General features: G+C 68.3%; 24 protein-coding genes. 9 read left to right on the top strand and 15 right to left on the bottom strand.

Annotated elements, in window-relative coordinates:
• Window positions 1–35 precede the first annotated feature (35 nt).
• On the top strand, window positions 36–953 hold the full coding sequence (locus DT074_RS21790) for an SMP-30/gluconolactonase/LRE family protein (protein ID WP_119421979.1): 918 nt from the start codon (window positions 36–38) through the stop codon (window positions 951–953).
• 9 nt (window positions 954–962) lie between these two features.
• Here DT074_RS21790 and DT074_RS21785 read toward each other — a convergent pair whose 3' ends face one another.
• From DT074_RS21785 to DT074_RS21770, 4 genes are read right to left on the bottom strand one after another with little or no spacing between them, the layout of a single operon-like run.
• Window positions 963–1,604 carry an ABC-type transport auxiliary lipoprotein family protein gene (locus tag DT074_RS21785; RefSeq protein ID WP_162915094.1) on the bottom strand — a complete coding sequence of 214 codons (642 nt, stop codon included), beginning with the start codon at window positions 1,602–1,604 and terminating at the stop codon, window positions 963–965.
• 4 nt (window positions 1,605–1,608) lie between these two features.
• Complete coding sequence (locus DT074_RS21780; protein WP_119421977.1) at window positions 1,609–2,637, bottom strand: MlaD family protein; 1,029 nt, start codon at window positions 2,635–2,637, stop codon at window positions 1,609–1,611.
• Window positions 2,638–2,642: 5 nt separating this feature from the next.
• Window positions 2,643–3,422, bottom strand: a complete 780-nt coding sequence (locus DT074_RS21775; protein ID WP_119421976.1) for an ABC transporter ATP-binding protein — start codon at window positions 3,420–3,422, stop codon at window positions 2,643–2,645.
• Window positions 3,406–4,455 (bottom strand): MlaE family ABC transporter permease, encoded by a 1,050-nt coding sequence (locus DT074_RS21770; protein ID WP_368744834.1) that lies wholly within the window; start codon window positions 4,453–4,455, stop codon window positions 3,406–3,408. Before DT074_RS21770 ends, DT074_RS21775 begins: the two co-directional genes overlap by 17 nt.
• Window positions 4,456–4,591: 136 nt before the next feature.
• Here DT074_RS21770 and otnI point away from each other — a divergent pair, with 136 nt between their 5' ends.
• Both otnI and DT074_RS21760 read left to right on the top strand, forming a co-directional pair.
• Window positions 4,592–5,374, top strand: coding sequence for a 2-oxo-tetronate isomerase (otnI, locus tag DT074_RS21765; RefSeq protein WP_119421974.1), 783 nt, complete (start codon window positions 4,592–4,594; stop codon window positions 5,372–5,374).
• A 57-nt stretch (window positions 5,375–5,431) separates the two neighbouring features.
• Window positions 5,432–6,886: an amidohydrolase family protein gene (locus tag DT074_RS21760; RefSeq protein ID WP_119421973.1), complete on the top strand. Its 1,455-nt coding sequence runs from the start codon at window positions 5,432–5,434 to the stop codon at window positions 6,884–6,886.
• Here DT074_RS21760 and DT074_RS21750 read toward each other — a convergent pair.
• Genes DT074_RS21750 through DT074_RS21735 form a run of 4 tightly spaced genes read right to left on the bottom strand, consistent with a single transcriptional unit; the run spans window position 6,883 to window position 9,532 of the window.
• The gene (locus tag DT074_RS21750; RefSeq protein ID WP_438503704.1) at window positions 6,883–7,956 is read right to left on the bottom strand and encodes an alkylhydroperoxidase-related (seleno)protein; all 1,074 of its coding nucleotides are present in this window, start codon (window positions 7,954–7,956) and stop codon (window positions 6,883–6,885) included. The two genes, DT074_RS21760 and DT074_RS21750, sit on opposite strands and share 4 nt — an antisense overlap.
• A 60-nt stretch (window positions 7,957–8,016) precedes the next feature.
• Complete coding sequence (locus DT074_RS21745; RefSeq protein WP_119421970.1) at window positions 8,017–8,550, bottom strand: chromate transporter; 534 nt, start codon at window positions 8,548–8,550, stop codon at window positions 8,017–8,019.
• Window positions 8,547–9,092, bottom strand: coding sequence for a chromate transporter (locus DT074_RS21740; protein WP_119421969.1), 546 nt, complete (start codon window positions 9,090–9,092; stop codon window positions 8,547–8,549). Before DT074_RS21740 ends, DT074_RS21745 begins: the two co-directional genes overlap by 4 nt.
• A complete protein-coding gene (locus tag DT074_RS21735; protein ID WP_119421968.1) occupies window positions 9,089–9,532 on the bottom strand; it encodes a DUF3237 domain-containing protein in 444 nt (147 codons plus the stop codon). Before DT074_RS21735 ends, DT074_RS21740 begins: the two co-directional genes overlap by 4 nt.
• Window positions 9,533–9,614: 82 nt before the next feature.
• On the opposite strand from DT074_RS21735, the gene DT074_RS21730 reads away from it, so the two are divergent.
• The 3 genes from DT074_RS21730 to DT074_RS21720 all read left to right on the top strand — a co-directional run bounded on the left by DT074_RS21730 (window position 9,615) and on the right by DT074_RS21720 (window position 13,911).
• Entirely contained in the window at window positions 9,615–10,793 is a 1,179-nt protein-coding gene (locus tag DT074_RS21730; RefSeq protein WP_119421967.1) for a M20 aminoacylase family protein, read from the top strand.
• A gap of 31 nt (window positions 10,794–10,824) precedes the next feature.
• Window positions 10,825–12,243 (top strand): FAD-binding oxidoreductase, encoded by a 1,419-nt coding sequence (locus DT074_RS21725; protein WP_119421966.1) that lies wholly within the window; start codon window positions 10,825–10,827, stop codon window positions 12,241–12,243.
• An 81-nt stretch (window positions 12,244–12,324) separates the two neighbouring features.
• Window positions 12,325–13,911 carry a lysine--tRNA ligase gene (locus DT074_RS21720; protein ID WP_119421965.1) on the top strand — a complete coding sequence of 529 codons (1,587 nt, stop codon included), beginning with the start codon at window positions 12,325–12,327 and terminating at the stop codon, window positions 13,909–13,911.
• Here the strand turns inward: DT074_RS21720 and DT074_RS21715 are convergent, their stop codons facing one another.
• Genes DT074_RS21715 through ispH form a run of 3 tightly spaced genes read right to left on the bottom strand, consistent with a single transcriptional unit; the run spans window position 13,912 to window position 16,727 of the window.
• Window positions 13,912–14,805: a S1 family peptidase gene (locus DT074_RS21715; protein WP_119421964.1), complete on the bottom strand. Its 894-nt coding sequence runs from the start codon at window positions 14,803–14,805 to the stop codon at window positions 13,912–13,914.
• A complete protein-coding gene (locus tag DT074_RS21710) occupies window positions 14,792–15,754 on the bottom strand; it encodes a homoserine kinase (protein ID WP_119421963.1) in 963 nt (320 codons plus the stop codon). Before DT074_RS21710 ends, DT074_RS21715 begins: the two co-directional genes overlap by 14 nt.
• Window positions 15,755–15,773: 19 nt before the next feature.
• Entirely contained in the window at window positions 15,774–16,727 is a 954-nt protein-coding gene (ispH, locus tag DT074_RS21705; protein WP_119421962.1) for a 4-hydroxy-3-methylbut-2-enyl diphosphate reductase, read from the bottom strand.
• Between the two features lie 134 nt (window positions 16,728–16,861).
• Here ispH and DT074_RS21700 point away from each other — a divergent pair, with 134 nt between their 5' ends.
• Together DT074_RS21700 and DT074_RS21695 are read left to right on the top strand one after the other, a co-directional pair.
• The gene (locus DT074_RS21700) at window positions 16,862–17,101 is read left to right on the top strand and encodes a CDGSH iron-sulfur domain-containing protein (protein WP_119421961.1); all 240 of its coding nucleotides are present in this window, start codon (window positions 16,862–16,864) and stop codon (window positions 17,099–17,101) included.
• A 53-nt stretch (window positions 17,102–17,154) separates the two neighbouring features.
• On the top strand, window positions 17,155–17,634 hold the full coding sequence (locus DT074_RS21695; protein WP_162915093.1) for a hypothetical protein: 480 nt from the start codon (window positions 17,155–17,157) through the stop codon (window positions 17,632–17,634).
• On the opposite strand, the gene DT074_RS21690 is transcribed toward DT074_RS21695, so the two are convergent.
• The 4 genes from DT074_RS21690 to DT074_RS21675 form a co-directional block, all read right to left on the bottom strand.
• Window positions 17,628–18,152: an Mpo1 family 2-hydroxy fatty acid dioxygenase gene (locus DT074_RS21690; RefSeq protein ID WP_119421959.1), complete on the bottom strand. Its 525-nt coding sequence runs from the start codon at window positions 18,150–18,152 to the stop codon at window positions 17,628–17,630. The two genes, DT074_RS21695 and DT074_RS21690, sit on opposite strands and share 7 nt — an antisense overlap.
• A 38-nt stretch (window positions 18,153–18,190) precedes the next feature.
• Entirely contained in the window at window positions 18,191–19,063 is an 873-nt protein-coding gene (locus tag DT074_RS21685; protein ID WP_119421958.1) for a 4-(cytidine 5'-diphospho)-2-C-methyl-D-erythritol kinase, read from the bottom strand.
• Window positions 19,060–20,802: a tetratricopeptide repeat protein gene (locus tag DT074_RS21680; RefSeq protein WP_162915092.1), complete on the bottom strand. Its 1,743-nt coding sequence runs from the start codon at window positions 20,800–20,802 to the stop codon at window positions 19,060–19,062. The genes DT074_RS21685 and DT074_RS21680 overlap by 4 nt, the downstream gene beginning before the upstream one ends.
• A 94-nt stretch (window positions 20,803–20,896) precedes the next feature.
• Window positions 20,897–22,921 (bottom strand): methylmalonyl-CoA mutase family protein, encoded by a 2,025-nt coding sequence (locus DT074_RS21675; RefSeq protein ID WP_119421956.1) that lies wholly within the window; start codon window positions 22,919–22,921, stop codon window positions 20,897–20,899.
• A 206-nt stretch (window positions 22,922–23,127) separates the two neighbouring features.
• On the opposite strand from DT074_RS21675, the gene ccrA reads away from it, so the two are divergent.
• Window positions 23,128–24,429: a crotonyl-CoA carboxylase/reductase gene (gene ccrA / locus DT074_RS21670; RefSeq protein WP_119421955.1), complete on the top strand. Its 1,302-nt coding sequence runs from the start codon at window positions 23,128–23,130 to the stop codon at window positions 24,427–24,429.
• Window positions 24,430–24,605: the final 176 nt, after the last annotated feature.

Raw genomic sequence — 24,605 nt, 5'->3', positions numbered from 1 at the left:
CTATTCTCCCCCCGTCATCACGAGGGGACTTGCCGATGTGGCCGAGTGCTAGCCATCCGATCGAGACCGAAATCTTCACCCGCATGCCGGACAAGCTTCGGCGCAAGACCCGCACCAGCTGGGCGGATGCGAATTTCGCCGGCCAGCCGGCCGATTGCTTCCTGGAGGGGCCGAGCTTCGACACCGCCGGCAATCTCTGGGTCACCGACATCCCGCATGGCCGCATCTTCCGCATCTCGTCCGACGGCGAATGGACCCAGGTCGCGGAATATGACGGCTGGCCCAACGGGCTGAAGATCCATCGCGACGGGCGCGTCTTCATCACCGACTACAAGCGCGGCATCGTCACCCTCGACCCCGCTTCCGGCAAGGTGACGCCGCATCTGGAGACCCGCCACAGCGAGGGCTTCAAGGGCGTCAACGACCTCTGCTTCGCCGAGAACGGCGACCTCTACTTCACCGACCAGGGCCAGACCGGCCTGCACGACCCGACCGGTCGAGTCTACCGGCTGACCGCCGGCGGCCGGCTCGAACTGCTCGCCGCCACCGTGCCGAGCCCGAACGGCATCGTGCTCAACCTGCCCGAGACCCAGGTCTATGTGGCGGTGACGCGCGGCAATGCGGTCTGGCGCATGCCGCTGATGGGCGACGGCTCGCCCTCCAAGGTCGGGCTCTATATCCAGATGTCGGGCGGCCTCGGCGGCCCGGACGGGCTCGCGCTCGACAGCGAGGGCGGCCTGATCGTCTGCCATATCGGGACCACGCTCTGGCGCTTCGACCGGCTCGGCCGGCCGACCCATCACCTGGTCATGGAAGAGGGCCTGAGCCCGACCAACTGCGCCTTCGGCGGCCCGGAGAATGGCTGGCTCTATGTCACCGAGTCACGCACCGGCACGATCCTGCGGGCGGAAATGCCCTATCCCGGCAAGCCGATGTTCTCGCACGCCCGCTAGGTTCCGGCGTCAGGCACCGTCGCCCCGGCGGCGGCCGGGCCGCTCCGGCGGGACCGAGGTCAGCGTCCACTCGACGACGCCCTTCAGCACCTTGTTCAGGGCATCGTCGAAAGCCGCCAGCGCGGAGCTGAAATTGGCATCCGCCGCCTTGACCACGGCCTCGAAGGCACGATTGGCGACGATGTCCTGCCGCGGCTGGCGCACCAGCCGGGCCCGGATCCCGACGCGGATGGTCGGCACCATCGCGTCTTCGATGTACTCGGCCTGAAATTCGCGCAGATCGGTCTTCAGGTTGTAATCGGAGCGCAGGCCCACCGTCTCGCGGCCGACGGCGACGATCTTCTTCGAGTTCTCGAAGCTCTCCACCATCAGGGTCTGCACCATGACGGGTGCGCGTGCCGTCCACCGGCTCTCGGCGAAATAGCGGACCTCGTAGGCATTCGGCTTCAGCGCGATGCGCGGGGAATCCAGCCCGCCGGATGCCGTCGGCTCTTCGACGATGAGCTGCCACTCGACAGTCGGCAAGTCGGGCGCGAAGGTGCTCTTCGGCGACAGGTCATAGACGTTGGATGGCGGGCCGAGGCCCGGAATGCCGCTGCAGGCACCGAGCGCCAGCGGCGCGAGCAGAAGGAAGCGTCGATCCGGTTGCATGCACCTACTCCCGCTGCCGCTCGGGCGCCTTGTCGCCGAACAATAGCCGCGACGGATCCTCGTCGAGCCGTCCGGCCAGCCGGTTGAGCGATGCCATGAGCTGACGCGCATCGGACAGGAAGCGCGTCACCTGCGCCAGGCCATCGTTCATGAACTCGTCGATCGAGCCGCGGTTGTCGTTGACCAACGCCTCGACGGTCGCGGCCGCACTGTTGAATCCCTTGGCCGTGGACCGGAACTCCGCGATGGTGGCCTGCGCCTCCTTCACCGCCTGGGTCACCTCGGTGCGCACCAGCGTGTCGACACCGCCGATCGTCGTCCGCGCCGAAGCCAGCGTGCGCTCGGCTTCCGCCGCGACCTGGTCGACCCGCTGGGTGGTGGCACGGACCGAGGCGGCGGCGGCGGCGAAATCGGCCGAGGTCTGATCGGCATTCTTGACGATGCGCTGCACCTCCGGGCCGAGCGCGGCAAGCTGCCCGGTCAGGCTCGCAACATCGGACAGGATCTGGTTGATCAGGCGCTGGTTCTCCGGTCCGACGATCTGGCTCGTGCGCTCCAGCAGCTCAGTCCCTTTCAGGAGCAATTCCGGCGCCCGCTCGAGCAGCTGCGCGATCTCGGAGGGCCGCGACTGGATCTGCGGCGGCGGCTCGCCGCGCTTGTACTTCACGATCGGCGAACCGCGCGTGCCGCCGCTGATCTGCACGAAGGAAAGGCCGGTGATGCCCTGCAGCTGCAGCGAGGCCACGGAATCGAGACGTATCGGCGTCTCCTGCCCGATCCGCACCAGTACCCGCACGCGGTCCGGATTCTCGTGGTCGATGTCAATCTCGGCCACCTCGCCCACCTTGATGCCGTTGAACCGCACGTCGCCACCGACGCCGAGGCCCGCCACGGAATCGGTGAAGTAGATGTCGTAGAACGCGAACTCGCGGTCGCCGGTGTAGCGCGCCAGCCACAGGATGAACCCCAGGGCGGCACCGACCAGCACCAGCATGAAGATCCCGATCAGGAGGTGGTTGGCGCGGGTTTCCATCGGCTCTACTCAGCTGCAGTGGCAAGGGCGGCGCGGGCGCGCGGCCCGTGGAAGTATTCCCGGACCCAAGGATGATCGAATGCCATCATGTCCTGATAGGTACCGGTTACGATTACCTTACGCTCGGCCAGAACGGCGATGCGGTCGCAGGTGGCGATCAGGGTGTCGAGATCGTGCGTCACCATGAAAACCGTCAGGCCGAGATTACGCTGCAACTCGCGGATCAGGTTGTCGAAGGCGGCGGCGCCGATCGGGTCGAGGCCCGCCGTCGGCTCGTCCAGGAACACGATCTCCGGATCCAGCGCCAGGGCACGGGCGAGGCCGGCGCGCTTGCGCATGCCCCCCGAAAGCTCGCTCGGATACTTCTTGCCGGCATCGGGGGGCAGGCCGACCAGCGTTACCTTGAGCGCCGTGATCTTGTCGAGCAGGCCGCCCGAGATGCCGTAATGCTCGCGGATCGGCACGCCGACATTCTCCGCCACCGTCATCGAGGAGAACAGCGCGCCATCCTGGAACAGCACGCCCCAGCGTTGCTCGATCGCTTCGCGTTGCGCCGCGGAGGCGCGGCCCATGTCCTGGCCGAACACCTCGATCGTTCCGGCGGCCGGGCGATTCAGGCCGACGATGGAGCGCAGCAGCACCGACTTGCCGGTGCCGGAGCCGCCCACGATTCCGAGCACCTCGCCGCGATAGACGTCGAGATCCAGGCCGTCATGCACGATCTGCGCACCGAAGCGGTTGACCAGTCCGCGCACGCGGATGACGGGTTCAGACGCCGACGACATTGAACAGGATCGAAAACCCGGCATCGACGATGATGACCAGGAAGATTGATTCGACGACGGATTTGGTGGTCATGCGGCCGACGCTCTCCGCCCGGCCGCTGACCTGGAAGCCTTCGTGGCAGCCGACCAGCGCGATGATGATGGCGAAGCACGGCGCCTTGATCAGCCCGGTGTAATAGTGCCAGGGCTTGGTCACCGACAGCCGGTCGATGAAGACATCGGGGCTGATGTCGAGCGTCGCCCAGCACAGCAATCCGCCGCCGAGCAGGCCCATGACATTGGCGAAGAAGGCGAGCACCGGCAGCGTCAGCAGCAGCGCGATCATCCGCGGCAGCACCAGCGCGTCGACCGGGTTGATGCCCAGCACACGCATCGCGTCGATCTCTTCGCGGAACTTCATGGCGCCGATCTCGGCGGTGAAGGCGCTGCCCGACCGGCCGGCGACGATGATGGCGGTGAGCAGCACGCCGAACTCGCGCAGGATCGACACGGCGAGCAGGTCGACCGTGTAGATCTGCGCGCCGAAGCTGCGCAGCTGCACCGCGCCCTGATAGGCCATGACCACGCCGATCAGGAACGAGACCAGGCCGATGATCGGCAGCGCGTTGAGGCCGGTCTGCTCCATGTGGTGCACCATGGCGGTCCAGCGGAACCGCCATGGTGTCGACGCGATGCGAAACACCCGCTCGACCACCAGGCCGATGAAGGAGACGAAGGTGCGGGCTTCCTCGGCCGCCGCCGCCGTCGCCGCGCCGATCCGCTCCAGCACCGCCACGGCCGGGTGGCGCTCCGGCGGCGGCGGCGCGAGGTCCTTCTCATTGGCGGTGACGAGGCGCAGCAGGTCGAGATGGCTTTCGCGCCCGCCGACCACCTGGCAGGCGAGGCCGGCTTTCCGCCAACGGCGCATGGCGTGATAGAGCACTACCGCGCCTGCGGTATCGAGGCTCTCGAGGTCATCCAGTTCGACATCAACCTTCGGCCCGCGCGGCTTCAGCCGGCGAATCGCGGCGTTGATCTCGGCCACCGATGCCACCGTCCAGCGGCCCTCCGGGCGAACTCTGAACCCTTCGGCCGACTCGGCTTGCGTGAATCCTGCCCCCGGCATGGGCCGGAACTTCTCACGGCCCTCCCCGGCTGACAAGGCGAGATGGGCCGTTTACCCTTTGGCCATGCCCCGTTTCGACGCCAACCTCAACTACCTCTTCACCGAGCTGCCATTCCTCGACCGCTTCGCGGCGGCGGCCGACTGCGGCTTCAAGGCCATCGAGATCCTGGTGCCCTACGAGGCGCCGGCGGCCGCTATCCGCCAGCGGCTGGAGGCCGCCGGTGTCGAGGCGGTGCTGATCAACACGCCGATGGGCGATCCGGCCAAGGGCGACCGTGGCCTCGCCTGCTTGCCGGGGCGCGAGGCGGATTTCAAGGTCGCCCTGAGCCGCGCGCTCGAATACGCCGCCGATCTGCGCTGCCCGCGCATCCACGTCGTGGCGGGCGTGATGCCGCAGGGCGCCGACCGCGCCCGGTTCGACGGCACCTATCGCGCCAACCTCGCCTGGGCGGCGCCGGAGGCAGCCAAGGCCGGGATCACGCTCTGCCTAGAACCGATCAATCCTTACGACATACCGGGTTTCTTCCTGAACACCGCGGCACAGGCGCGGACCGTGATCGAAGCGCTCGGCCAGCCCAATATCCGCCTGCAATACGACCTCTATCACGCGCAGATCGTCGAGGGCGGCCTGACCCGTACCCTGGAGCGCGAGATTGATCTGATCGAGCACATGCAGATCGCCGGACCGCCGCAGCGCAACGAGCCCGATACAGGCGAGCTGAACTATCCCTACCTGTTCGAGGTGATCGACCGACTTGGCTATAGCGGCTGGATCGGCGCCGAGTACCGGCCGAAGCACGGCACGCGCGCCGGCCTCGGCTGGGCCAAGCCGTACGGCATCGGCTGATGGCATCATTCGTGCACGCGGCAGCGACGACCTGTTAGACCCGAGGATCCCTTCCGCATGTCGGACACGCCCACGACAACGCTGATCCGCAACCTCGCCTGGCTGGTCGCCTGGGATGCGCCCAACAAACGGCATGTCTACCTGCGCGATGCCGACATCGCCTTCCGCGGCGGGGAGATCCTGCATATCGGGCCGGGCTTCGCGGGCAAGGCCGACCGGGTTATCGAAGGCGCCAAACGGCTGGTCATCCCCGGCCTCATCAACGTGCACACGCATCCGACCAGCGAGCCGCTGCGCAAGGGCATCACCGACGAGACCATCTCGCCCGGCTTCTGGCATTCCTCGCTCTACGAGTTCCTCACCGTGTTCAACACCGACGATGCCGGCGCCAAGGCCTGCATGCAGGTGGCGCTGGCGGAGCTCCTGATGTCGGGCGTCACCGCCGTCGCCGATCTCTCGGTGCCGTTCGACGGCTGGCTCGACACGCTCGCCGAGAGCGGCATCCGCGCCTGCATCGCGCCGATGTTCCGCGACGCGCGCTGGTACACCGAGGACGGCCACCTGCTGAAATACGAGTGGAACAAGGCGAACGGGCGCAAGGGCTTCGACAATGCGCAGCGGCTGATCGAGCTGGCGCGGCAGCATCCGAGCGGGCGGCTGATGGGCATGGTCTGCCCCTCGCAGGTCGATACCTGCACGCCGGAGCTGCTGCGCGACGCGCATGACTTCGCGAAAGAGCGCAACCTGCCCTACCAGATCCACGCCTCGCAGAGCGTGGTCGAGTTCCACGAGATGACGCGGCGCACCGGCCTGACGCCGGTGCAATGGCTCAATTCGCTCGGCGTGCTGGACGACCGCTCCATCATCGGCCACTGCATCTTCGTCGACGAGCATCCCTGGCTGCACTGGACCACGCGGACCGACCTCTCGATCCTGGCCGAGACCGGCACCACGGTGGCGCATTGCCCGACCGTGTTCGTGCGCCGCGGCATCACGCTCCGCACCTTCGGCGAGTACCGCCGCAAGGGCATCAATGTCGGCATCGGCACCGACACCTATCCGCATAATTTCCTGGAAGAGCTGCGCATCGCCATGCACCTCTCCCGCACCACGGCGGGCACGGTGCCGGATGCGATGACCGCCGACGTGTTCGACGCCGCCACCATCGGCGGCGCCAAGGCGCTCCGGCGCGACGATATCGGTCGCCTCGCGGTCGGCGCCAAGGCCGATCTCGTGCTGGTCGATATCGAGCACCCGGCCATGCGGCCGATGCGTGAGCCGCTGCGCAGCCTGATCCACGTGGCGGCGGAGCGCGCCGTGTCGGACGTCTTTGTCGACGGCCAGCAGGTGGTGGCGAACGGCAAGTGCCTGACCATCGATCTCGACGCCGCCTCGGCAGCGCTGGAGGAAGCCCAGGCCCGATCCCTCAGGGACGTGCCGAAGCACGACTGGGCGAAGCGCAGCGCCGACCAGCTGGCGCCGATGTCGCTGCCGATCGTCGACCGGATCTAGCCGAGCCTGGCCCGTTCGGCATCGAAGGCGTCGATGCCGAGCGTGGCGCGCATATCGACGGAGCGCGCCGCCTTCTCCGGCTCGAGCGGCGTGCCCGTCGCATCGGCGACGCGCGTGATCGCATCGAAGCCGCCGATCACCGCCGCCGCGTCGATCAACGCCGCCTCGCTCAAAGCCTGACGCACAGCCGACTGTGCCGCCCCGATCCTGGCGGCATCGCGGCCGATGCCCGCTTCGGCCAGTTCGAGCAACGGCGCGGCACACCGCACGCCGGTCTCGCCGCCCGCCGCCATGAGCCCGACGAGCTCCACCGGCATCCCGTAATGCTGAGCGCTCGCCCGGAGCAGCTCCGCGTGGCTGACGGTTCAATAGGTACAGTGGTTCAGCGCGGCGACCCGGGCGGCGAGCATCTCGATCTGCGCGTGATCGATGGCACGGAACTCGCGGTCGAATTCCCGCATCGCCGCCTGCGGCAGGTACATACGCTCGAACAGATCCCAGAAATGCATCATCGATCGCGGCACCAGGCTCAGCGCCCGGTGGATATGGGCGCCGGCCCGGTCGGCATAGAGCGGCGGGTCGTCCGGGCCGACATCGCGCGGCGCCAGGTGGCACACCCAGGCGGCCGACGGCGCCGCACCGCGCGGCAGCGCCATCGTCGGTCTGCCGGGAACGACCTCAGGCAGAGGCAATGGCGCCAGCCCGGCGGTGCGGCGGAAAGTGTCGATCCCCGTCACGATGACGGTGATGCTGACCAGCTCGACATAATGCGTCTCGTCGAACCCTCCCCGCCGCACACGATCGAGCCAGCGCGCGGTCAGCCGCCCGGAATCGGTGCGGATGCGATGGATCGCCTCGATCCAGGCTTCCGGAAGGTCGGTCGCGCGGTCGTGCGCGCCGTCAATGCCGTAGGGGCTGACCGCCGCGGCCCGCGCGGCACAGAGCCGGCAATCCGGCGCGGCTCGCGTCTCGGCCGCCACCTGCACCCGCTCGGCGCCAGTCAGCCAGGTACCGGCACGCCCGATGGCGTTCCAGGCTTCGGTGATCGCGGTCGCCAGGTCCTCCCGCATCCATCCCCCCCTTATTCTGGCGCGAGCATCCACGGGACCAACACGCAAGGCAAGCCGCCGTCAAACGAATGCCATCACCAGTCCCACCAAAGCGGCCGTCGCCAGGATCCAGAGCGGATTGAGCCGGGTCGCCGTCGCCACCACCGCCGCCGCGACGAAGATCAGCAGGTCGCCGGCCTGGGTGAAGGCGGCATCGGCCATGATGACGCCGCTCGCGATCACCAGGCCGACCGCGACCGGCACCATGCCGGCCTGGGCCGCCCGCACCAGCCGCGCACCCGACAGCCGCTCGCGCAGATGGCCGGCCAGGTAGGCCAGCAGGCTGGACGGACCGCACATCGCGATGGTGGCGGTGAGCAGGCCGAGCGGGCCCGCGACGTGCCAGCCGATCAGCGCCACCACCAGCATGTTCGGCCCCGGCGAGGCCTGAGCGACGGCGAACAGCCGCGCCAGCTCCTGGCCGCTCATCCAGTCATGCACCTCGACCACTTGGCGGTGCATGTCGGGCAGCACCGCATTGGCGCCGCCGATGGCGATCAGCGACAGCACGGCGAAGACCTCGGCGAGATCGATCAGCCGGTCGGACGGGTTCATTCCGCCTGCATCCAGGCGATCGCCACGCCGACAGGCGCCAGCGCCAGCACGATCCAGACCAACTTCAGGCCGAACACCGCGACTCCGGCGAAGGCGGCCGCGGCGACCAGCGCCAAGGGCCAGCGCCAGGGCAGCCGCGCGACGATCTTCGCCCCCATGGCGACGATCAGCCCGGCCGCCGCCATGGCGACGGCGCCGATCGCGCTCTGCACCAGCGGGTGGCTGCCGATCGCGTCATAGACCAGCGCGACCAGCGCGATCACGCAGACCGGCGGCAGCAGGATACCGCCGAGCGATGCCAAGGCCCCGCTCGGCCCGCGGAACCGCGCGCCGACGAAGACCGAGAGGTTCACCACGTTCGGCCCGGGCAGGATCTGGCCGAGCGCCAGCATCTCGGCAAATTCGCGGTCGTCGAGCCATTTGCGCTCCTCCACCATGATCTGGCGGGCGAAAGCGAGCACGCCGCCGAAGCCGGACAGCCCCATCTTGGCGAAGCCGAGGAACAGCTCGCCATGACCCGGCGGCGGGCGCGCGCCGCTCATTTGACCGCGTGCACGGCGAGATGCACCGCATCGAGCCGCCGCTCGCCCTGCGCGACGGCCAGAGTGAGCTTTAGCCAATCGAGCGCCGGCGCCGCCGTCTCGAACCGCATCGCGGTGCGGAAATAATAGGCGTCGCGCGGCACCGGCTCACCGGCCGCGAGCCGCGCGATGACGTCCGGCGGGCCGTGGCGGAGACCGCGGCTCCTGACCTCGATGCGATGGCCGTCATCGGTTTCGAGCTGATAGCGGGCATCGATGTCGGCGAAGCCGTCGCTCCGCAGGATCTGCCAGTCGGCCCCGCCGGGCAGCACCTTGCCGGTCAGCCGGCCGCGGAAATGCCCGCCCAGGATCGGCACCAGGCGGCGCTCCCCCATCGGCGTCGCGCCCAGGCTCTGCGGCGGCCCGACCCGCGCCTCCAGCTCGAACAGCAATTCCAGCATGCCTCCCCTCCCCGTACGCGACTTGCCGGCAAGGCGGCCGGCCTGTTCAATGTGGCCTCCATTTTGGCACGGAAATCCTCCTATGAAGATCGAGCCTCGGATCGCCGCCTTCCACGCCGACCTGACCACCTGGCGGCGCGACATTCATGCTCATCCGGAGCTCGGCTTCGAGGAGACGCGGACCAGCGCCGTGGTGGCCGAGAAGCTGAAATCCTTCGGCTGCGAGGTGGTCACCGGCATCGCCAAGACCGGCGTGGTCGGCACCATCCGGGTCGGCAACAGCCCGCGCGCCGTCGGGCTCCGCGCCGACATGGATTGCCTGCCGATGGACGAGCTGAACGATTTCGAGCATCGCTCGCAGAACAAGGGGCGCATGCATGCCTGCGGCCATGACGGCCACACGACGATGTTGCTCGGCGCCGCGAAGTACCTCGCCGAGACGCGCAACTTCGAGGGCGCCGTGCACTTCTTCTTCCAGCCGGCCGAGGAAGGCGGCGGCGGCGGCAAGGTGATGGTCGACGAGGGCCTGTTCCAGAAATTTCCCTGCGAGGCGGTGTTCGGCATGCACAACCGGCCGAGCGTGCCGGCCGGGCATTTCGCCGTGCGCGGCGGGCCGCAGATGGCGGCGGCCGGCATGTTCGACATAAAGATCACCGGCAAGGGCGCGCATGGCGCGCGGCCCGAGAGCGGCATCGATCCGGTCGTGGTCGGCGGCCACATCATCACCGCGCTGCAATCGATCGTCGCCCGCAATGTCAGCCCGCACGACACCGCGGTGATCAGCGTCACGCAGATGCATGCCGGCGACGCCTACAACGTGATCCCCGAGAGCGCCGTGCTGCGCGGCACCATCCGGGCCTTCAAGATGGAGGTCATGGAGCTCATGAAGGCCAATATCGAGCGCATCTCGCGCGGCATCGCCGAGGGTCTCGGCGCCGAGGTCGAGCCGAAGGTGCGCTTCAGCTATCCGCCGCTGGTCAACAACCACGACGAGGCGCGCTTCGCCGCCGACATCGCCGCCGGCATCGTCGGCGAGGAGAATGTCGACCGCAACGGCCCGATGGTGATGGCGTCGGAGGATTTCTCCTACATGCTGAACGCCTGCCCCGGCGCCTTCGTCTTCATCGGCCAGGGCGGCGTCGAGGGCGGCTGCGAGGTGCACAATCCGAAATACGATTTCAACGACCGGATCCTACCGCTCGGCTCGACCTTCTTCGCCCGCCTGGTCGAGACCCGATTGAAGCCCGCCGCCCGCGATTGACGGCCGCGCCGCCCCGAACCATGTCGACCCGATGAACGCGATCCCCGACCTGACGCTCGCCCGCCTCAAGGCGGCGGCCGGCCCGAACGGGTCGATCGACGATCCGGCCGACATGGCGCCGTATCTGACCGAGCCGCGCGGCCTCTATACCGGCCGGGCGGCGCTGGTGCTGCGCCCCGACACGACCGAGCGCGTCGCCGAGATCGTCCGTATCTGTGCGGAAAGCGGCACCAAGATCGTGCCCCAGGGCGGCAACACGGGCCTGGTCGGCGGCAGCGTGCCGTTCGAGGGCGGCGACGAGATCGTACTGTCGCTGACCCGCATGCGCGCGGTGCGCGCCATCGACCTGGAGAACGACACCATCACGGTCGAGGCCGGCTGCCCCCTCACCGCTGTGCACGACGCCGCCGAGGCCCGGGGGCGCATGTTCCCGCTCCGCATCGCCTCGGAAGGCACCTGCACCATCGGCGGCAATCTCGCCACCAATGCCGGCGGCAACGCGGTGCTGCGCTACGGCAACATGCGCGAGCTGGTGCTGGGCATCGAGGTGGTGCTGCCGGACGGGCGGATCTGGAACGGGCTCAGGGGCCTGCGCAAGGACAACACTGGCTACGACCTGAAGCAGATCTTCATCGGCGCCGAGGGCACGCTCGGCATCATCACCGCCGCGGTGCTGAAGCTCTATCCGGGACCGGCGGTGACCGCGACCGCCTTCGTCGCCGTGCGCGACGTGCATGCCGCAGTGGCGTTGCTCGGCATCGCCAAGCGCGAATCCGGCGGCCAGGTCTCGAGCTTCGAGCTGCTGCCCCGCATCGGCATCGATTTCGTGCTGAAGCACACCCCCGGCACCCGCGACCCGCTGGCCGAGCGACACAAGTGGTGCGTGCTGATGGAGATGACCTCGGGCCGGGCCGGCAACGAACTCCGCGCCACCATGGAAGCGGTGCTGGCCGAAGGCCTGGAGCAGGGCCTCGTGCTCGACGCCGTACTCGCCGAGAGCGAGCAGCAGGCGAAGGATTTCTGGCGGCTCCGCGAGAGCATGTCGGATGCCCAGCGCCCCGAGGGCGGCTCGATCAAGCACGACATCTCGGTGCCGGTCTCGCTGATCGCCGATTTCATCGAGCGGGCGACGCGCGAGGTCGAGGCGGTTGTCCCCGGCACCCGCATCGTCGCCTTCGGCCATATCGGCGACGGCAACGTCCACTTCAACCCGAGCCAGCCGCCCGACGCCGACAAGCAGTGGTTCCTCGAGCAGTGGGACAAGGTGTCCGACATCGTGCACGGCATCGCGCACGAGCTCGGCGGCTCGATCTCGGCCGAGCACGGCCTTGGCCGCATGAAGCGCGAGGAGATCACCCACTACAAGTCGGCCGTCGAGATCGACCTGATGCGCACGCTCAAATCGGCGCTGGATCCGAAGCGGATCATGAATCCCGGCAAGGTGGTCTGAGCGAGCCCCCTGGGCCGAAAGGCTTGGATCTGGGCGATTTCTGCCCTCGCCCGCGGCATGCCGAGCCGCTAGTTTGCCCGCATGAACCACGACCGCGACCTATTGCTGGCCAGCAATGCCTGGCCGTTCCAGGAGGCCGAGAAGCTGGTCCAGCGCTTCGCCAAGGCGCCGCCGGCCAAGGGCTATGTGCTGTTCGAGACCGGCTACGGCCCGTCCGGCCTGCCGCATCTCGGCACCTTCGGCGAGGTGGCGCGCACCAGCATGGTGCGCCGCGCCTTCCGCGAGCTGTCCGACCTGCCGGCCCGCCTGTTCGCCTTCTCCGACGATCTCGACGGCCTGCGCAAGGTCCCGGACAACGTGCCGAACCAGGCGATGCTGCGCGAGCATCTGGGCAAGCCGCTGACGAAAGTGCCGGACCCGTTCGGCACGCATGAGAGCTTCGGCCATCACAACAACGCCAGGCTGTGCGCCTTCCTCGACCGCTTCGGTTTCGAATACGAGTTCCAGAGCGCGACCGACTGGTACAGCTCCGGCCGCTTCGACGCGGCGCTGCTTTCCGTGCTGCAGCACTACGAGAAGGTGATGGCGGTGATGCTGCCGAGCCTCAGGGCCGAGCGCGCCGCCACCTACTCGCCCTTCCTGCCGATCTGCGCCAAGACCGGCCGCGTGCTGCAGGCGCCGGTCATCGCCACCGACGCGGCCAAGGGCACCATCACTTACCGCGACGACGACGGCGACGAGATCGAGGTGCCGGTCACCGGCGGCCATTGCAAGCTGCAATGGAAGTGCGATTGGGCGATGCGCTGGGCCGCGCTCGGCGTCGATTACGAGATGTCGGGCAAGGACCTGATCGACAGCGTGAAGCTGTCGAGCCAGATCGCCCGCATCCTCGACGCGACGCCGCCCGAGGGCTTCACCTACGAACTGTTTCTCGACGAGAAGGGCGAGAAGATCTCGAAGTCGAAGGGCAACGGCCTCACCATCGACGAGTGGCTGACCTACGCGGCGCCGGAAAGCCTCGCGCTCTACATGTTCCAGAAGCCGAGGCAGGCGAAGCGGCTCTATTTCGACGTCATCCCGCGCGCCGTCGACGACTACCTGACCTTCCTGGACAAGTTCCACGGCCAGAACGGGCCCGAGCGCTTCGCCAACCCGGTCTGGCACATCCATGGCGAAGGCCATGTGCCGCGCGAGCAGGTGCCGGTCACCTTCAGCATGCTGCTCAACCTCGCGAGCGTCTGCAACGCGGAGGCGCCGGAGATCCTCTGGGGCTTCATCCGCCGCTACGCCCCGGGCGCGACGCCGCAGGCGAACCCGATCCTGGACCGCATGATCGGCTATGCGATCGCCTATTACCGCGACTTCGTGAAGCCGCAGAAGCGCTACCGCGCGCCGGGCGCGACCGAGCGCGCGGCGCTGTCCGACCTGCTCGCCATGCTGGAACAGATCGGCGGCGGCGCCGATGCGGAAGCGCTGCAGAACGAAGTCTATGAAATCGGCAAGCGGCACGGCTTCGCCAATCTGCGCGACTGGTTCAAGGCGCTCTACGAAGTGCTGCTGGGCCAGGAGACCGGCCCGCGCATGGGCTCGTTCATCGCGCTCTACGGCGTCGAGGAGACCAAGGGCCTGATCCGCAAGGTGCTGGCCGGCGAGAGCCTCGCCGCCTGATCACTGCTTCCAGCACACCACCCGGGCGATGAAGCCCTTGGCGGTCTGGAACACGGCGTCACCGTTGAGCGGCGTGGCGCCGGGGAAGCCGCCGGCCGGATTGACGCCGTGCGCCTTGAGGAAGGCGATGGCGACGCCGCTCGGGATCGCATAGCCGATATCGTCGGCCGGCGCGCCCATCGCCTTCGAGGCGGCGACCGTGTCACGCTTGCCGAACACCACGCCGACGACAAGGCCGTTCGCGTCCAGCACGGGGCCGCCGCTATTGCCGCGCCGCACCTCGCCCAGCATGGCGAAGCGCGGGATGGTGCCCGCCGGCGGGCCATAGCCGGCGAACTCGCCGGTCGTGGCGATAGGTTGCACGCGCGCCATGCCGCGATTGGGATATCCGACCACGATCAGGCTCTCCGGCCGGCGCAGGGTCTGCTCGTTGCGGAACCGCGCCACCGCCTGGCCCCGTATGTCGCTCTGCAGCAGCGCGAGATCGCGCGCCTCGTCGAGCGCGCTCACCTTCGCCTTGCCCGAATTGCCTGCCGCGGTCTCGATCGTGATGCCGGCGCATTGCCGAACCACGTGATGGTTGGTCAGCAGCGTGCCGTCGGCCGCAACGAAGAAGCCGGTGCCGCTGCCGCCGATCCGCGTGTCCTCATAGGCTGGCGGCTCTTCCTTGATGGCGCGGCGCACCCGCGCGGCCCGCCGCTCGCGGATGCGCGCCGCCTCCGCCTCGTCGACCACGACGCCCTTGCAGTCATAGGCGGTGGTGCGGACCACCATGTCGCGGGCGACATCGTGGCAGAACACGGTTTCGGTCTGCGCCGCCGCGGGTGCCGCGGCGAAGGCGAGGAAAACCAGGCTGATGACGAAGTAGAGCCGCATGTCGTCAGTCCAAGCCATAGGCCGAAGCCCCGGTCACCGCCCGGTGGAAACTCAGCTTCCGCCAGTATTCCACCGGGTCCTTGGGCCGCACCAGCGCACCGGGCACCTGGTTCAGCCAATCGTACAGCCGCGTCAGCAGGAAGCGGAACGCCGCCCCGCGTGCCAGCACCGGCAAAGCCGCTGCCTCCGCTTCTTCGAGCGGCCGCACCGCCCGGTAGCCGCGCAGCATGGCACGACCCTTGGTCAGATTGAAGGCGCCATCCGCCTCGAAGCACCAGTCGTTCAGGCAGATGGCGATGTCATAGGCCAGGAAGTCGTTGCAGGCGAAATAGAAGTCGATCAGGCCGGAAAGCCGCGGTCCGCGAAAGAACACGTTGTCGCGGAACAGGTCGGCGTGGATGACGCCCGCCGGCAGGCCCTGAGGCCACTCCTTCTCCAGCACGGCAAGCTCGGCCGCGATCTCCTCGCCGAGGCCGGGCCGCACCTTGCCCGCATCGGCCCGGCTGGCGGCCACCAGGCCGCGCCAGCCGTCGAGCGACAGCGCATTGGGGCGGCGGAGGCCGAAGCCCTCGCCCGCCAGATGCAGCCGGGCCAGCGCCTCGCCGACCTGGCCGCAATGCGCGACACCGGGATTGCGCACCCATACGCCCTCCAGGAAGCTGACGATGGCGGCGGGGCGGCCCGCCACCGAGCGCAAAGCCTTGCCGTCGCGGCCATGGATCGGCACCGGGCATTCAAGGCCCTTGGCGGCCAGGTGATCCAGCAGGCCCAGGAAGAACGGCAGGTCCTCCGCGCGCACGCGCTTCTCGTAGAGGGTGAGGATGTACTCCCCCTTCTCGGTCCGCAGCAGGTAGTTGGAATTCTCGACGCCCTCGGCGATGCCCTTGCAGGCGGTCACCTCGCCGATATCGTACTGGCCGATCAGCTCGCAGAGCTCGGCGTCGGAAATCTCCGTATAGACCGCCATCGGTTGCCCCCGCCCCGCCTCACGCCTCGAGCGCCCGCGGCAGCTTGAAACGAATGTCTTCCCGAACCGTTTCCAGCATTTCGAGCCGGACGTCGAAGCGGTCGCGGAACGCCGCGATAACCTCGTCGACCAGCACTTCCGGCGCCGAGGCGCCGGCGGTGAGCCCGACCGCCCTCGCACCTTCGAGCGCAGCCCAATCGATGCCGCTGGCGCGCTGCACCAGAAAGGCGCGCTTGCAACCCGCACGTTCCGCCACCTCGACCAGGCGAAGCGAGTTGGACGAGTTCGGCGCGCCGATCACCAGGATCGCATCCACCTCGCCGGCAAAGCTCTTCACCGCCGCCTGGCGGTTCGTCGTCGCATAGCAGATGTCCTCCTTGCGCGGTCCTTCGATCGCGGGAAATCGCACCTTCAGGGCGGCGACGATATCGGCGGTCTCGTCGACGGAGAGCGTCGTCTGCGTGATGTAGGCGAGCGGCGCCGCGGAATCGAGGTCGAGCCGCGCCACATCCTCGACCCGCTCGACCAGCATGACCGCGCCCTCCGGCAGCTGGCCCATGGTACCGACCACTTCGGGGTGGCCGGCATGGCCGATCAGTACGATGCGCCGGCCGATCTCGTGCAGGCGCTCCGCCTCGCGATGCACCTTGGAGACCAGCGGGCAGGTGGCGTCCAGATAGAACATCCGCCGCCGCTCCGCTTCGTCCGGCACCGATTTCGGCACACCATGGGCCGAAAACACCACCGGACGGCCCTCCGGCACCTCCGCCAGCTCGTCGACGAACACCGCGCCCTTGGCCTCCAGGCTCTCTACCACGAAGCGGTTGTGCACGATCTCGTGGCGCACATAGACCGGCGCGCCGTACTTGGCGAGTGCCAGTTCGACGATCTGGATGGCGCGATCGACGCCGGCACAGAAGCCACGCGGGCTTGCCAGCTTGAGCGTGATCGAAGGCTTTCGTTCCGCGGTCATGGCGGCCCGTTCGGCTTGTGCGACCTGGGTGGGTTGCCTAATCTCCGCGCCAAGCTAGCCGCCGACATGACCCTTGCCAAGCGAGGGGCCCAAGCGCGGGCGAAGTGCGGCAGCGCAGGGTCGGGAGGGTCGTAATGTCGGAGCCGGTCGTTGCCCAGAAATCGCCGATCGCAGTCGATGTCGAGACGGGAAAGAGCTATTGGTGGTGCGCCTGCGGGATGAGCAAGAAGCAGCCCTTCTGCGACGGCTCGCACAAGGGCTCGGCCTTCAGCCCCCTGAAATACGATGCCGAAGCAACCAAGAAGGTGTTCTTTTGCGCCTGCAAGCATACCGGCAAGTCACCGCTCTGCGACGGATCCCACAACCGGGTCTGAGACGGCTCCGCTCCTGCTTTCTGTTGCTGCCGCTGGCCGTGGGGGCCTGCGGCATGTTCGACCGTTCGGCGCCACCGCCCTGTCCCCGGATCGGCATCCTGGCGGACGCGGCGACGCTGGTGAAGTTCCGCCCCGGCAAGGGCCGCGACCTGACCGATGTCGAGCACGAGGCCGAAGTGTTCAGCGTCGACCGCACCTGCGAGCTGCGTGACAAGGGCGCCGCCGTCGAGGTGGTCGTGACGATCCAGATGGCGGCCTCGCGCGGCCCGGCGGCACCGGAGGCGGCGACCACGATCGCGCTGCCCTATTTCGTGGCGGTGGTGGAGCGCGCGAGCCAGCGCATCGTCGCCCGCGAATCCATTCCCGGCCAGGTCGAGCTGCCGCCCGGCCGCCGCCGTGCCGGCGTCGGCGAGGAAATCACCGAGCGTATTCCGCTCGCCGCCGGCCGCAGCCCAGCCGATTACGAGATTCTGGTCGGCCTGGAGCTCACCGAGGAGCAGCTCGAATACAACCGCCGCCGGCGCGGCTACTGAGGCGCGGGCTGGGCCGTCGCCGTGCCGAAGCGGTATTTCGGCCAGCGCGCTTCCATCTCGGTTTCCAGGTCGCGGCGCAGGCCGAGCGCAAACATCGTCTCGGCGGTCAGGAACATCGGCGCGACGAGGGCCTGGAACAGGTTGTCGAGCAGCGCCGGCCGGCGTCCTTCGAAGGCGTGGCCGACCAGCTGGAACACCCATCCGCCAACGAACAGCGCGGCCACGGCCGACCAGGCGGCGACGCGGTCCAGGGCCGCGATCCATTCGGCCAGAACAAAGAGCAATACCGAGACGAGGATGGTCGGGAATGCCACCCGCCAGTCGAGCCAAAGATAGAGCAGGCTCGCGGCGGCCAGGAATGCCAGCGCCGCATCGACCGGCCCGATCGGCAGCCAGGCCAGCATCACAAGCAGCGACAGCACGATCATCGGAATGCCGATGAAATGCGTCGCGCGGTTGCGCGGGTGACGGTGATAGGCCGAATACATCGCCATCTGCTCGACGAAGAACATGTTCATCGCCGGATTCTCCGAAGCGTTTCCCGGCCTCTATGATCTCAGACTTGCGGCGCCGGGGAAATGGCCGTAGCGGCACCCCACCAGCCGGGCGGAAGCGTCATGCCGGCAAAGGCCCGCCTCGCCGCCGCTTCGCCGTCGAACAGGCCGTAGCAGGTGGCGCCGCTGCCTGCCATGCGCACGAGGCGTACGTCCGGCGAGGCCCGCAGGATCTGCAGCGCCGTGCCCACCGCCGGAGCGAGCGCGGTCGCCGCCGGCTCCAGGTCGTTGCCGCAGCCGGCCAGGAAGTCGGCCAGGCCGGGCAGGTCCCCGAATGTGGCCGGCAGCGCGGCCGGCGCCGAGAAGGCGCCTTTCCGGGCCTCGAACACATCACGGGTCGCCAACGGCAGGCCGGGATTGAGCAGCACGATGCCGGCGGGCGGCAGGTCCGGCGCCGGGACGAGGCGCTCGCCGATACCTTGCATCCGGGCCGCCCGGCCGAGCAGGCAGACCGGCAGATCGGCGCCGAGGGCAAGTCCGATCTCGGCCAGCCGGGCCGGTTCATGCGGCAGCTGCCACAGCTCGACCAGCGCCAGCAAGGTGGCCGCGGCATCGGCCGAGCCGCCGCCGAGGCCGGCCGCGCTCGGCAAGCGCTTTTCCAGCACGATCCGCGCACCGCCGGTGACGCCGTAGGCCCGGGCGAGCGCCCGCGCCGCCCGCAGCGCCAGGTTGTCGCCGTCCGCGGGGGCGCCCGCGGCCATCGGCCCGGTCACCTCCAGGCTCAGCGTGGGGGCCGCCTGCACCTCGACGTCGTCGCCGAGATCGAGGAAGGCGACGAGGCTGTCGAGCTCGTGATAGCCGTCGGGGCGGCGGCCGGTGACGTGGAGATAAAGATTGAGCTTGGCCGGTGCCGCGCGGCGGATCGGCAGGCTCATCCGCCGTTCTTGACCGGTACCAGCGGCCGGTCGGCGGCGTTCTCGACCAGCCCGGATTCGAGCTTGGCCTTGATGCGCGCCACCTGGTCGGCATCCGGCTTCATCGCCAGCGCCCGCTGCCACTGGAAGCGCGCCTCGTTGTGGCGACCGACTTTCCAATAGGCATCGCCCAGATGGTCGTTGATCGTCGGATCGACCGGCTTCAGCTCGACCGCGCGCTCGAGATGCGTGACCGCCTCCGCGTAATGGCCCAGGCGATAGAGCGCCCAGCCGAGCGAGTCGACGATATAGCCGTCATTCGGCCGGAGGCTGACAGCGCGCTCCACCATCTGCCGCGCCCGCTGCAGGTGCAGGCCCTGCTCGATCCAGGAATAGCCGAGATAGTTGAGTACCAGCGGCTGGTCGGGCCGAAGCTCCAGCGCCTTCAGAAAATCGGCTTCGGCCTGTGGCCACTGCTTGGCGCGTTCCAGCGCAATGCCGCGCGCATAGAACAGCGTCCAGTGCCGCTCCTCGGGCTGGCCGACCCGCTCGATGGCGCGGCCATACTCCTCCGCCGCCTCGGCATAGCGGTCGCCGCTGCGCAGGATGTCGCCCAGGGTCATGAAGGCTTCGGGGTCGCTGCCGTCCAGCGCCGCCGTCTTGCGCAGGATCGTCACCGCCTCATCGTCGCGCTTCAGCTGGTGCAGCGCCCAGGCGTGGCGCAAGCCCGCCGAGCTGGCGAAGATCGAACGGTCGCCGATGCCGCGATAGACCTCCACCGCATCCTCGTAGCGCTTGAGCCGCTCGAGCCGCTCGCCGAGCAGCAGCCGTGCCACGTCGAATTGCGGATCGGCATAGAGTGCGAAGCGGTCGAACAGCAGGCCGGCATCGCCGTCCTCGTCGCGCACCAGGGCCGAGGCGGCGCCATAGAAGGCTTCGGCCACGCCGCCGATCGCGGTGGTTACCAAAGGCTTGGACGGCTGGCCGGCAAGCAGCCGCGCCAGCGCCGCCTCGATCGGCGGCGCGTCGCCCTGGCGGCCGATCACGTCGCGATAGAGCTTCTCGGCATCGCCGATCCGCCCGGTCCGCTCCAGGAACGAGCCATAGGCCTCGACCAGCCGCATCGCCGCCGGGCCGGCCTGGCGCAGCGCGTCCGAATAGGCGCTCTCGGCCGCCTCGCGCCGGCCGGCGGCGTCATTGAGCAGCGCCAGGTGGTAATGCGCGAAGGGGGCGAAGGGCCCGTTCTCGCGCAGATTGCGCAGCTCGCCCTCGGCCTCGTCGAAGCGGCCGTCGCCGTAGAGCGCCCAGGCGCTGGCGATCGGCATCAGCAGGGCATAGATGCGCGTCCGCGAGGCGACGCTGAACCGGCCCGATGCCTCGGCCGGCCGGTCGGCATGCAGGGCCCGGACGCCGAGCAGCAGGTTGCCGATCGGGTCGCGCGTATCGGCCTTGACGATGCGGTCGGCCAGCCTGACGGCATCCTCCATCCGCCCGGCGGAGACGGCGGCGATCATGGTGCTGCGGGCCAGGTTCAGATTGTCCGGATCGGCTTCCAGCGCGATCTGGAAGAAGGTCGCTGCCGCGCCGAGGTCGCGATCGTCCCGCGCCACCAGACCGGCGAGGTAGCTGCCGGCCGGTGACACCATGGTCACCGGCATGCCGTCGCGGCCGCCATTGCCGGAATGCATGCTCTGGCAGGCGGTCAAGAGCAGCGCCAAAGCCGTGCCGCCGACACCTGTCCTACGGAAGATCCTGGTCAATGCGGCTCTCACAGCTTGGCCCGGGGAGCTTGGCCCCAGCGGGCGGATGGGTTGGCGGCTATTGTAGTGAGGACTGGTTGCCAGACCAGCCACCTCACGCAGCTGTGGCCTGCCCTTCGGCATAGCGCACGGCGATATCGGCCATGTCGCGCATAATGGCGTTCAGATCATAGTCGCGCGGCGTATAGATGGCAGCAATTCCCGCCGCCGACAGCCGCTTTGCATCCTCCGGCGGGATGATGCCCCCGACCACGACAGGGATATCGTCGAGCCCCGCTTCGCGCATCCGCGCCACCACCTCGCCGGCGAGCGTCACGTGGCTGCCGGACAGGATGGAAAGGCCGACCAGGTGCACCCCCTCCTCCAGCGCCGAGTTCACGATCTGGGCCGGGGTCAGGCGGATGCCCTCGTAGACCACTTCCATGCCGCAATCGCGCGCCTTGACGGCGATCTGCTCGGCACCGTTGGAGTGGCCGTCCAGGCCGGGCTTGCCGATCAGCACCTTGAGCGGCCGGCCGAGCCTGGCCGCCGCCGCCTTGACATGCTCGCGCGCCTTCTGCGTATCACCGGCCGTGCCGGCGGTGATGCCGGAAACGCCGGTCGGCGCCCGGTACTCGCCATAGGTGCGGCGCAAGGTCTCGGCCCATTCGCCGGTGGTGACGCCGGCCCGGGCGCAGTCGATCGAGGCCGGCATGATGTTGCGGCTCTCGCGCGCCGCCGCCGCGAGCTCGGCCAGGGCCTTCTCGACCGCGCCGCCGTCGCGCTGCGCCCGCCAGGCCTGGAGCCGCTCCGTCTGCTCGCGCTCGGCGCTGTCATCGACCGTCAGGATGCCGCCATCATTGCCGGCGACCAGCGGCGAGGGCGCGCTCTCGGTGAACATGTTGACGCCGATCACCGGCAGGTCGCCGGCCTCGATGGCGCGCACACGCCGCGCATTGCTCTCGACCAGCGCCTGCTTCATGTAGCCACTCTCGACCGCGGCGACGGCGCCGCCCATCGCCGTGATGCGGCCGAGTTCGGCCGTCGCTTCCGCCATCAGCTCGGCGACCTTCGCATCGATCACCTTCGAGCCGTCGAAGATGTCGCCGAATTCCAGCAGGTCGGTCTCGTAGGCGACGATCTGCTGCAGGCGCAGCGACCATTGCTGGTCCCACGGCCGGGGCAGGCCGAGCGCCTCGTTCCAGGCCGGCAGCTGCACCGCGCGGGCGCGCGCGTTCTTCGACAGCACCACGGCCAGCATCTCGAGCAGGATGCGGTAGACGTTGTTCTCCGGCTGCGGCTCGGTCAGGCCGAGCGAATTCACCTGCACGCCGTAGCGGAACAGCCGGTGCTTCGGGTCGGTGACGCCATAGCGCTCGCGGCAGAGCTCGTCCCACAGCTCGGCGAAGGCGCGCATCTTGCAGATCTCGGTGATGAAGCGCACGCCGGCATTGACGAAGAAACTGATCCGCCCGACCACGCCGGAAAACTCCGCCGCCGGCACCCGGCCCGAGGCCTTCACGGCATCCAGCACGGCGATTGCATTGGCCAGCGCGAAGGCGAGCTCCTGCACCGGCGTCGCCCCGGCCTCCTGCAGGTGATAGGAGCAGACGTTCATCGGGTTCCACTTCGGCAGTTCCCGATAGGTGAAGGCGATCACGTCGGTGGTCAGCTGCAGCGAAGGACCGGGCGGGAAGATGTAGGTCCCACGCGAGAGATATTCCTTCAGGATGTCGTTCTGGGTAGTGCCCTGCAGGCTGGCCCGCTTCGCGCCCTGCTCCTCCGCCACCGCGACATAGAGCGCGAGCAGCCAGGGCGCTGTCGCATTGATCGTCATCGAGGTGTTCATCCGCTCGAGCGGAATGCCCTCGAAGAGCGTGCGCATGTCGCCGAGATGGCCGACCGGCACGCCCACCTTGCCGACCTCGCCCTTGGCCAGCGCATGGTCGCTGTCGTAGCCGGTCTGGGTCGGCAGGTCGAAGGCGACCGAGAGCCCGGTCTGCCCACGCGCCAGGTTGGTGCGGTAGAGCTCGTTCGAGGCCGCCGCCGAGCTGTGCCCCGAATAGGTGCGCATCAGCCAGGGTTGATCCTTCCTGGGCTGATCGCGCTTCACACCGTTGTCGGAACCAAACTTGGCCATACGGGTTTTCCTGACCGTCCTTTCGCACCTGCAACATTTATCACGCAGCACGGGAGGCGAGAACGCCAATTCGGCCACTTGGGTAATTAAGTTTCAATTTACCCCGTTCACTTTGAAATCTGTTGCGCTGCGGAAAAGCCAAGCTATGCATGTTGCAGTGCAGCAGGCTCCACCTGCATACGTTGAGGGCATAAGGAGGCGAGACGATGGCACAGGGCGCAGAGGCGCTGAAGCTCGCGACCGATAACGGTGCGGCCTACAAGGACCTCTACGAGGTGGGCGAGATCCCGCCGCTCGGCCATGTACCGAAGAACATGTATGCCTGGGCAATCCGGCGCGAGCGGCACGGCCCGCCGGAAGAATCCATGCAGCTCGAAGTGCTGCCGACGCCGGAGATCGATGCCGACGAGGTGCTGATCCTGGTGATGGCCGCCGGCGTCAACTACAACGGCGTCTGGGCCGGCCTTGGCATCCCCATTTCCCCCTTCGACGTGCACAAGGCGCCGTTCCACATCGCCGGCTCCGACGCCTCCGGCGTCGTCTATGCCGTCGGCCGCCGGGTGAAGCGCTGGAAGGTCGGCGACGAGGTCATCGTCCATTGCAACCAGGACGACGGCGACGACGAGGAATGCAATGGCGGCGACCCGATGAACTCGCCGACCCAGCGCATCTGGGGCTACGAGACGCCGGATGGCAGCTTCGCGCAGTTTGCCCGCGTGCAGTCGCGCCAGCTGATGCCGCGGCCCAAGCACCTCACCTGGGAAGAGAGCGCCTGCTACACGCTGACGCTCGCCACCGCCTATCGCATGCTGTTCGGCCACCGGCCGCACATTCTGCGCCCCGGCCACAACGTGCTGGTCTGGGGCGCCGCCGGCGGCCTCGGCTCGATGGCGATCCAGCTCATCGCGGTGTCGGGCGCCAACGCGATCGGCGTCATCTCCGACGACAGCAAGAAGGATTTCGTGCTTTCGCTCGGCGCCAAGGGCGTGATCAACCGCAACAAGTTCGATTGCTGGGGCCAGCTGCCGCCGGTCAACGACGTCAAGGGCTATGCCGAGTACATGAAGAAGTGCCGCGAGTTCGGCAAGGCGATCTGGGACATCACCGGCAAAGGCAACGACGTCGACTTCGTGTTCGAGCATCCGGGCGAGGCGACCTTCCCGGTCTCCTGCTTCGTGGTGAAGCGCGGCGGCATGGTGGTGTTCTGCGCCGGCACCACCGGCTACAACCTGACCATGGATGCCCGCTTCGTGTGGATGCGCCAGAAGCGCATCCAGGGCAGCCATTTCGCCAACCTGCTGCAGGCGAGCCAGGCGAACCAGCTCGTCATCGAGCGCCGCCTGGATCCCTGCATGTCGGAAGTGTTCTCCTGGAACGACATCCCGCGGGCCCACACCAAGATGTGGAAGAACCAGCACAAGCCCGGCAACATGGCCGTGCTGGTCTCGGCCAAGACACCGGGACTCCGCACCGTCGAGGACGCCATCGAAGCCGGCAACGGCGGCTGATGGCGGCGCCTGCGCCCTCGTCCGCGCACCTGAAGCCCTCTCCGCCCACCTTGGTGGGGGGGGGAGAGCGACTGTGTTTGAGTGTCAAGGTTTGGCATGGGCATTTTGGTAGTGCCTGGCGAGGATTGCGTTGAGATGGACGACGATCTTTCGCATGCAGGCGACGATGGCGAGCT

The organism is Desertibaculum subflavum (genome assembly GCA_003576705.1).
Taxonomy (GTDB): domain Bacteria; phylum Pseudomonadota; class Alphaproteobacteria; order Ferrovibrionales; family Ferrovibrionaceae; genus Desertibaculum; species Desertibaculum subflavum.
This window is presented reverse-complemented; position numbering and strand designations above follow the sequence as displayed.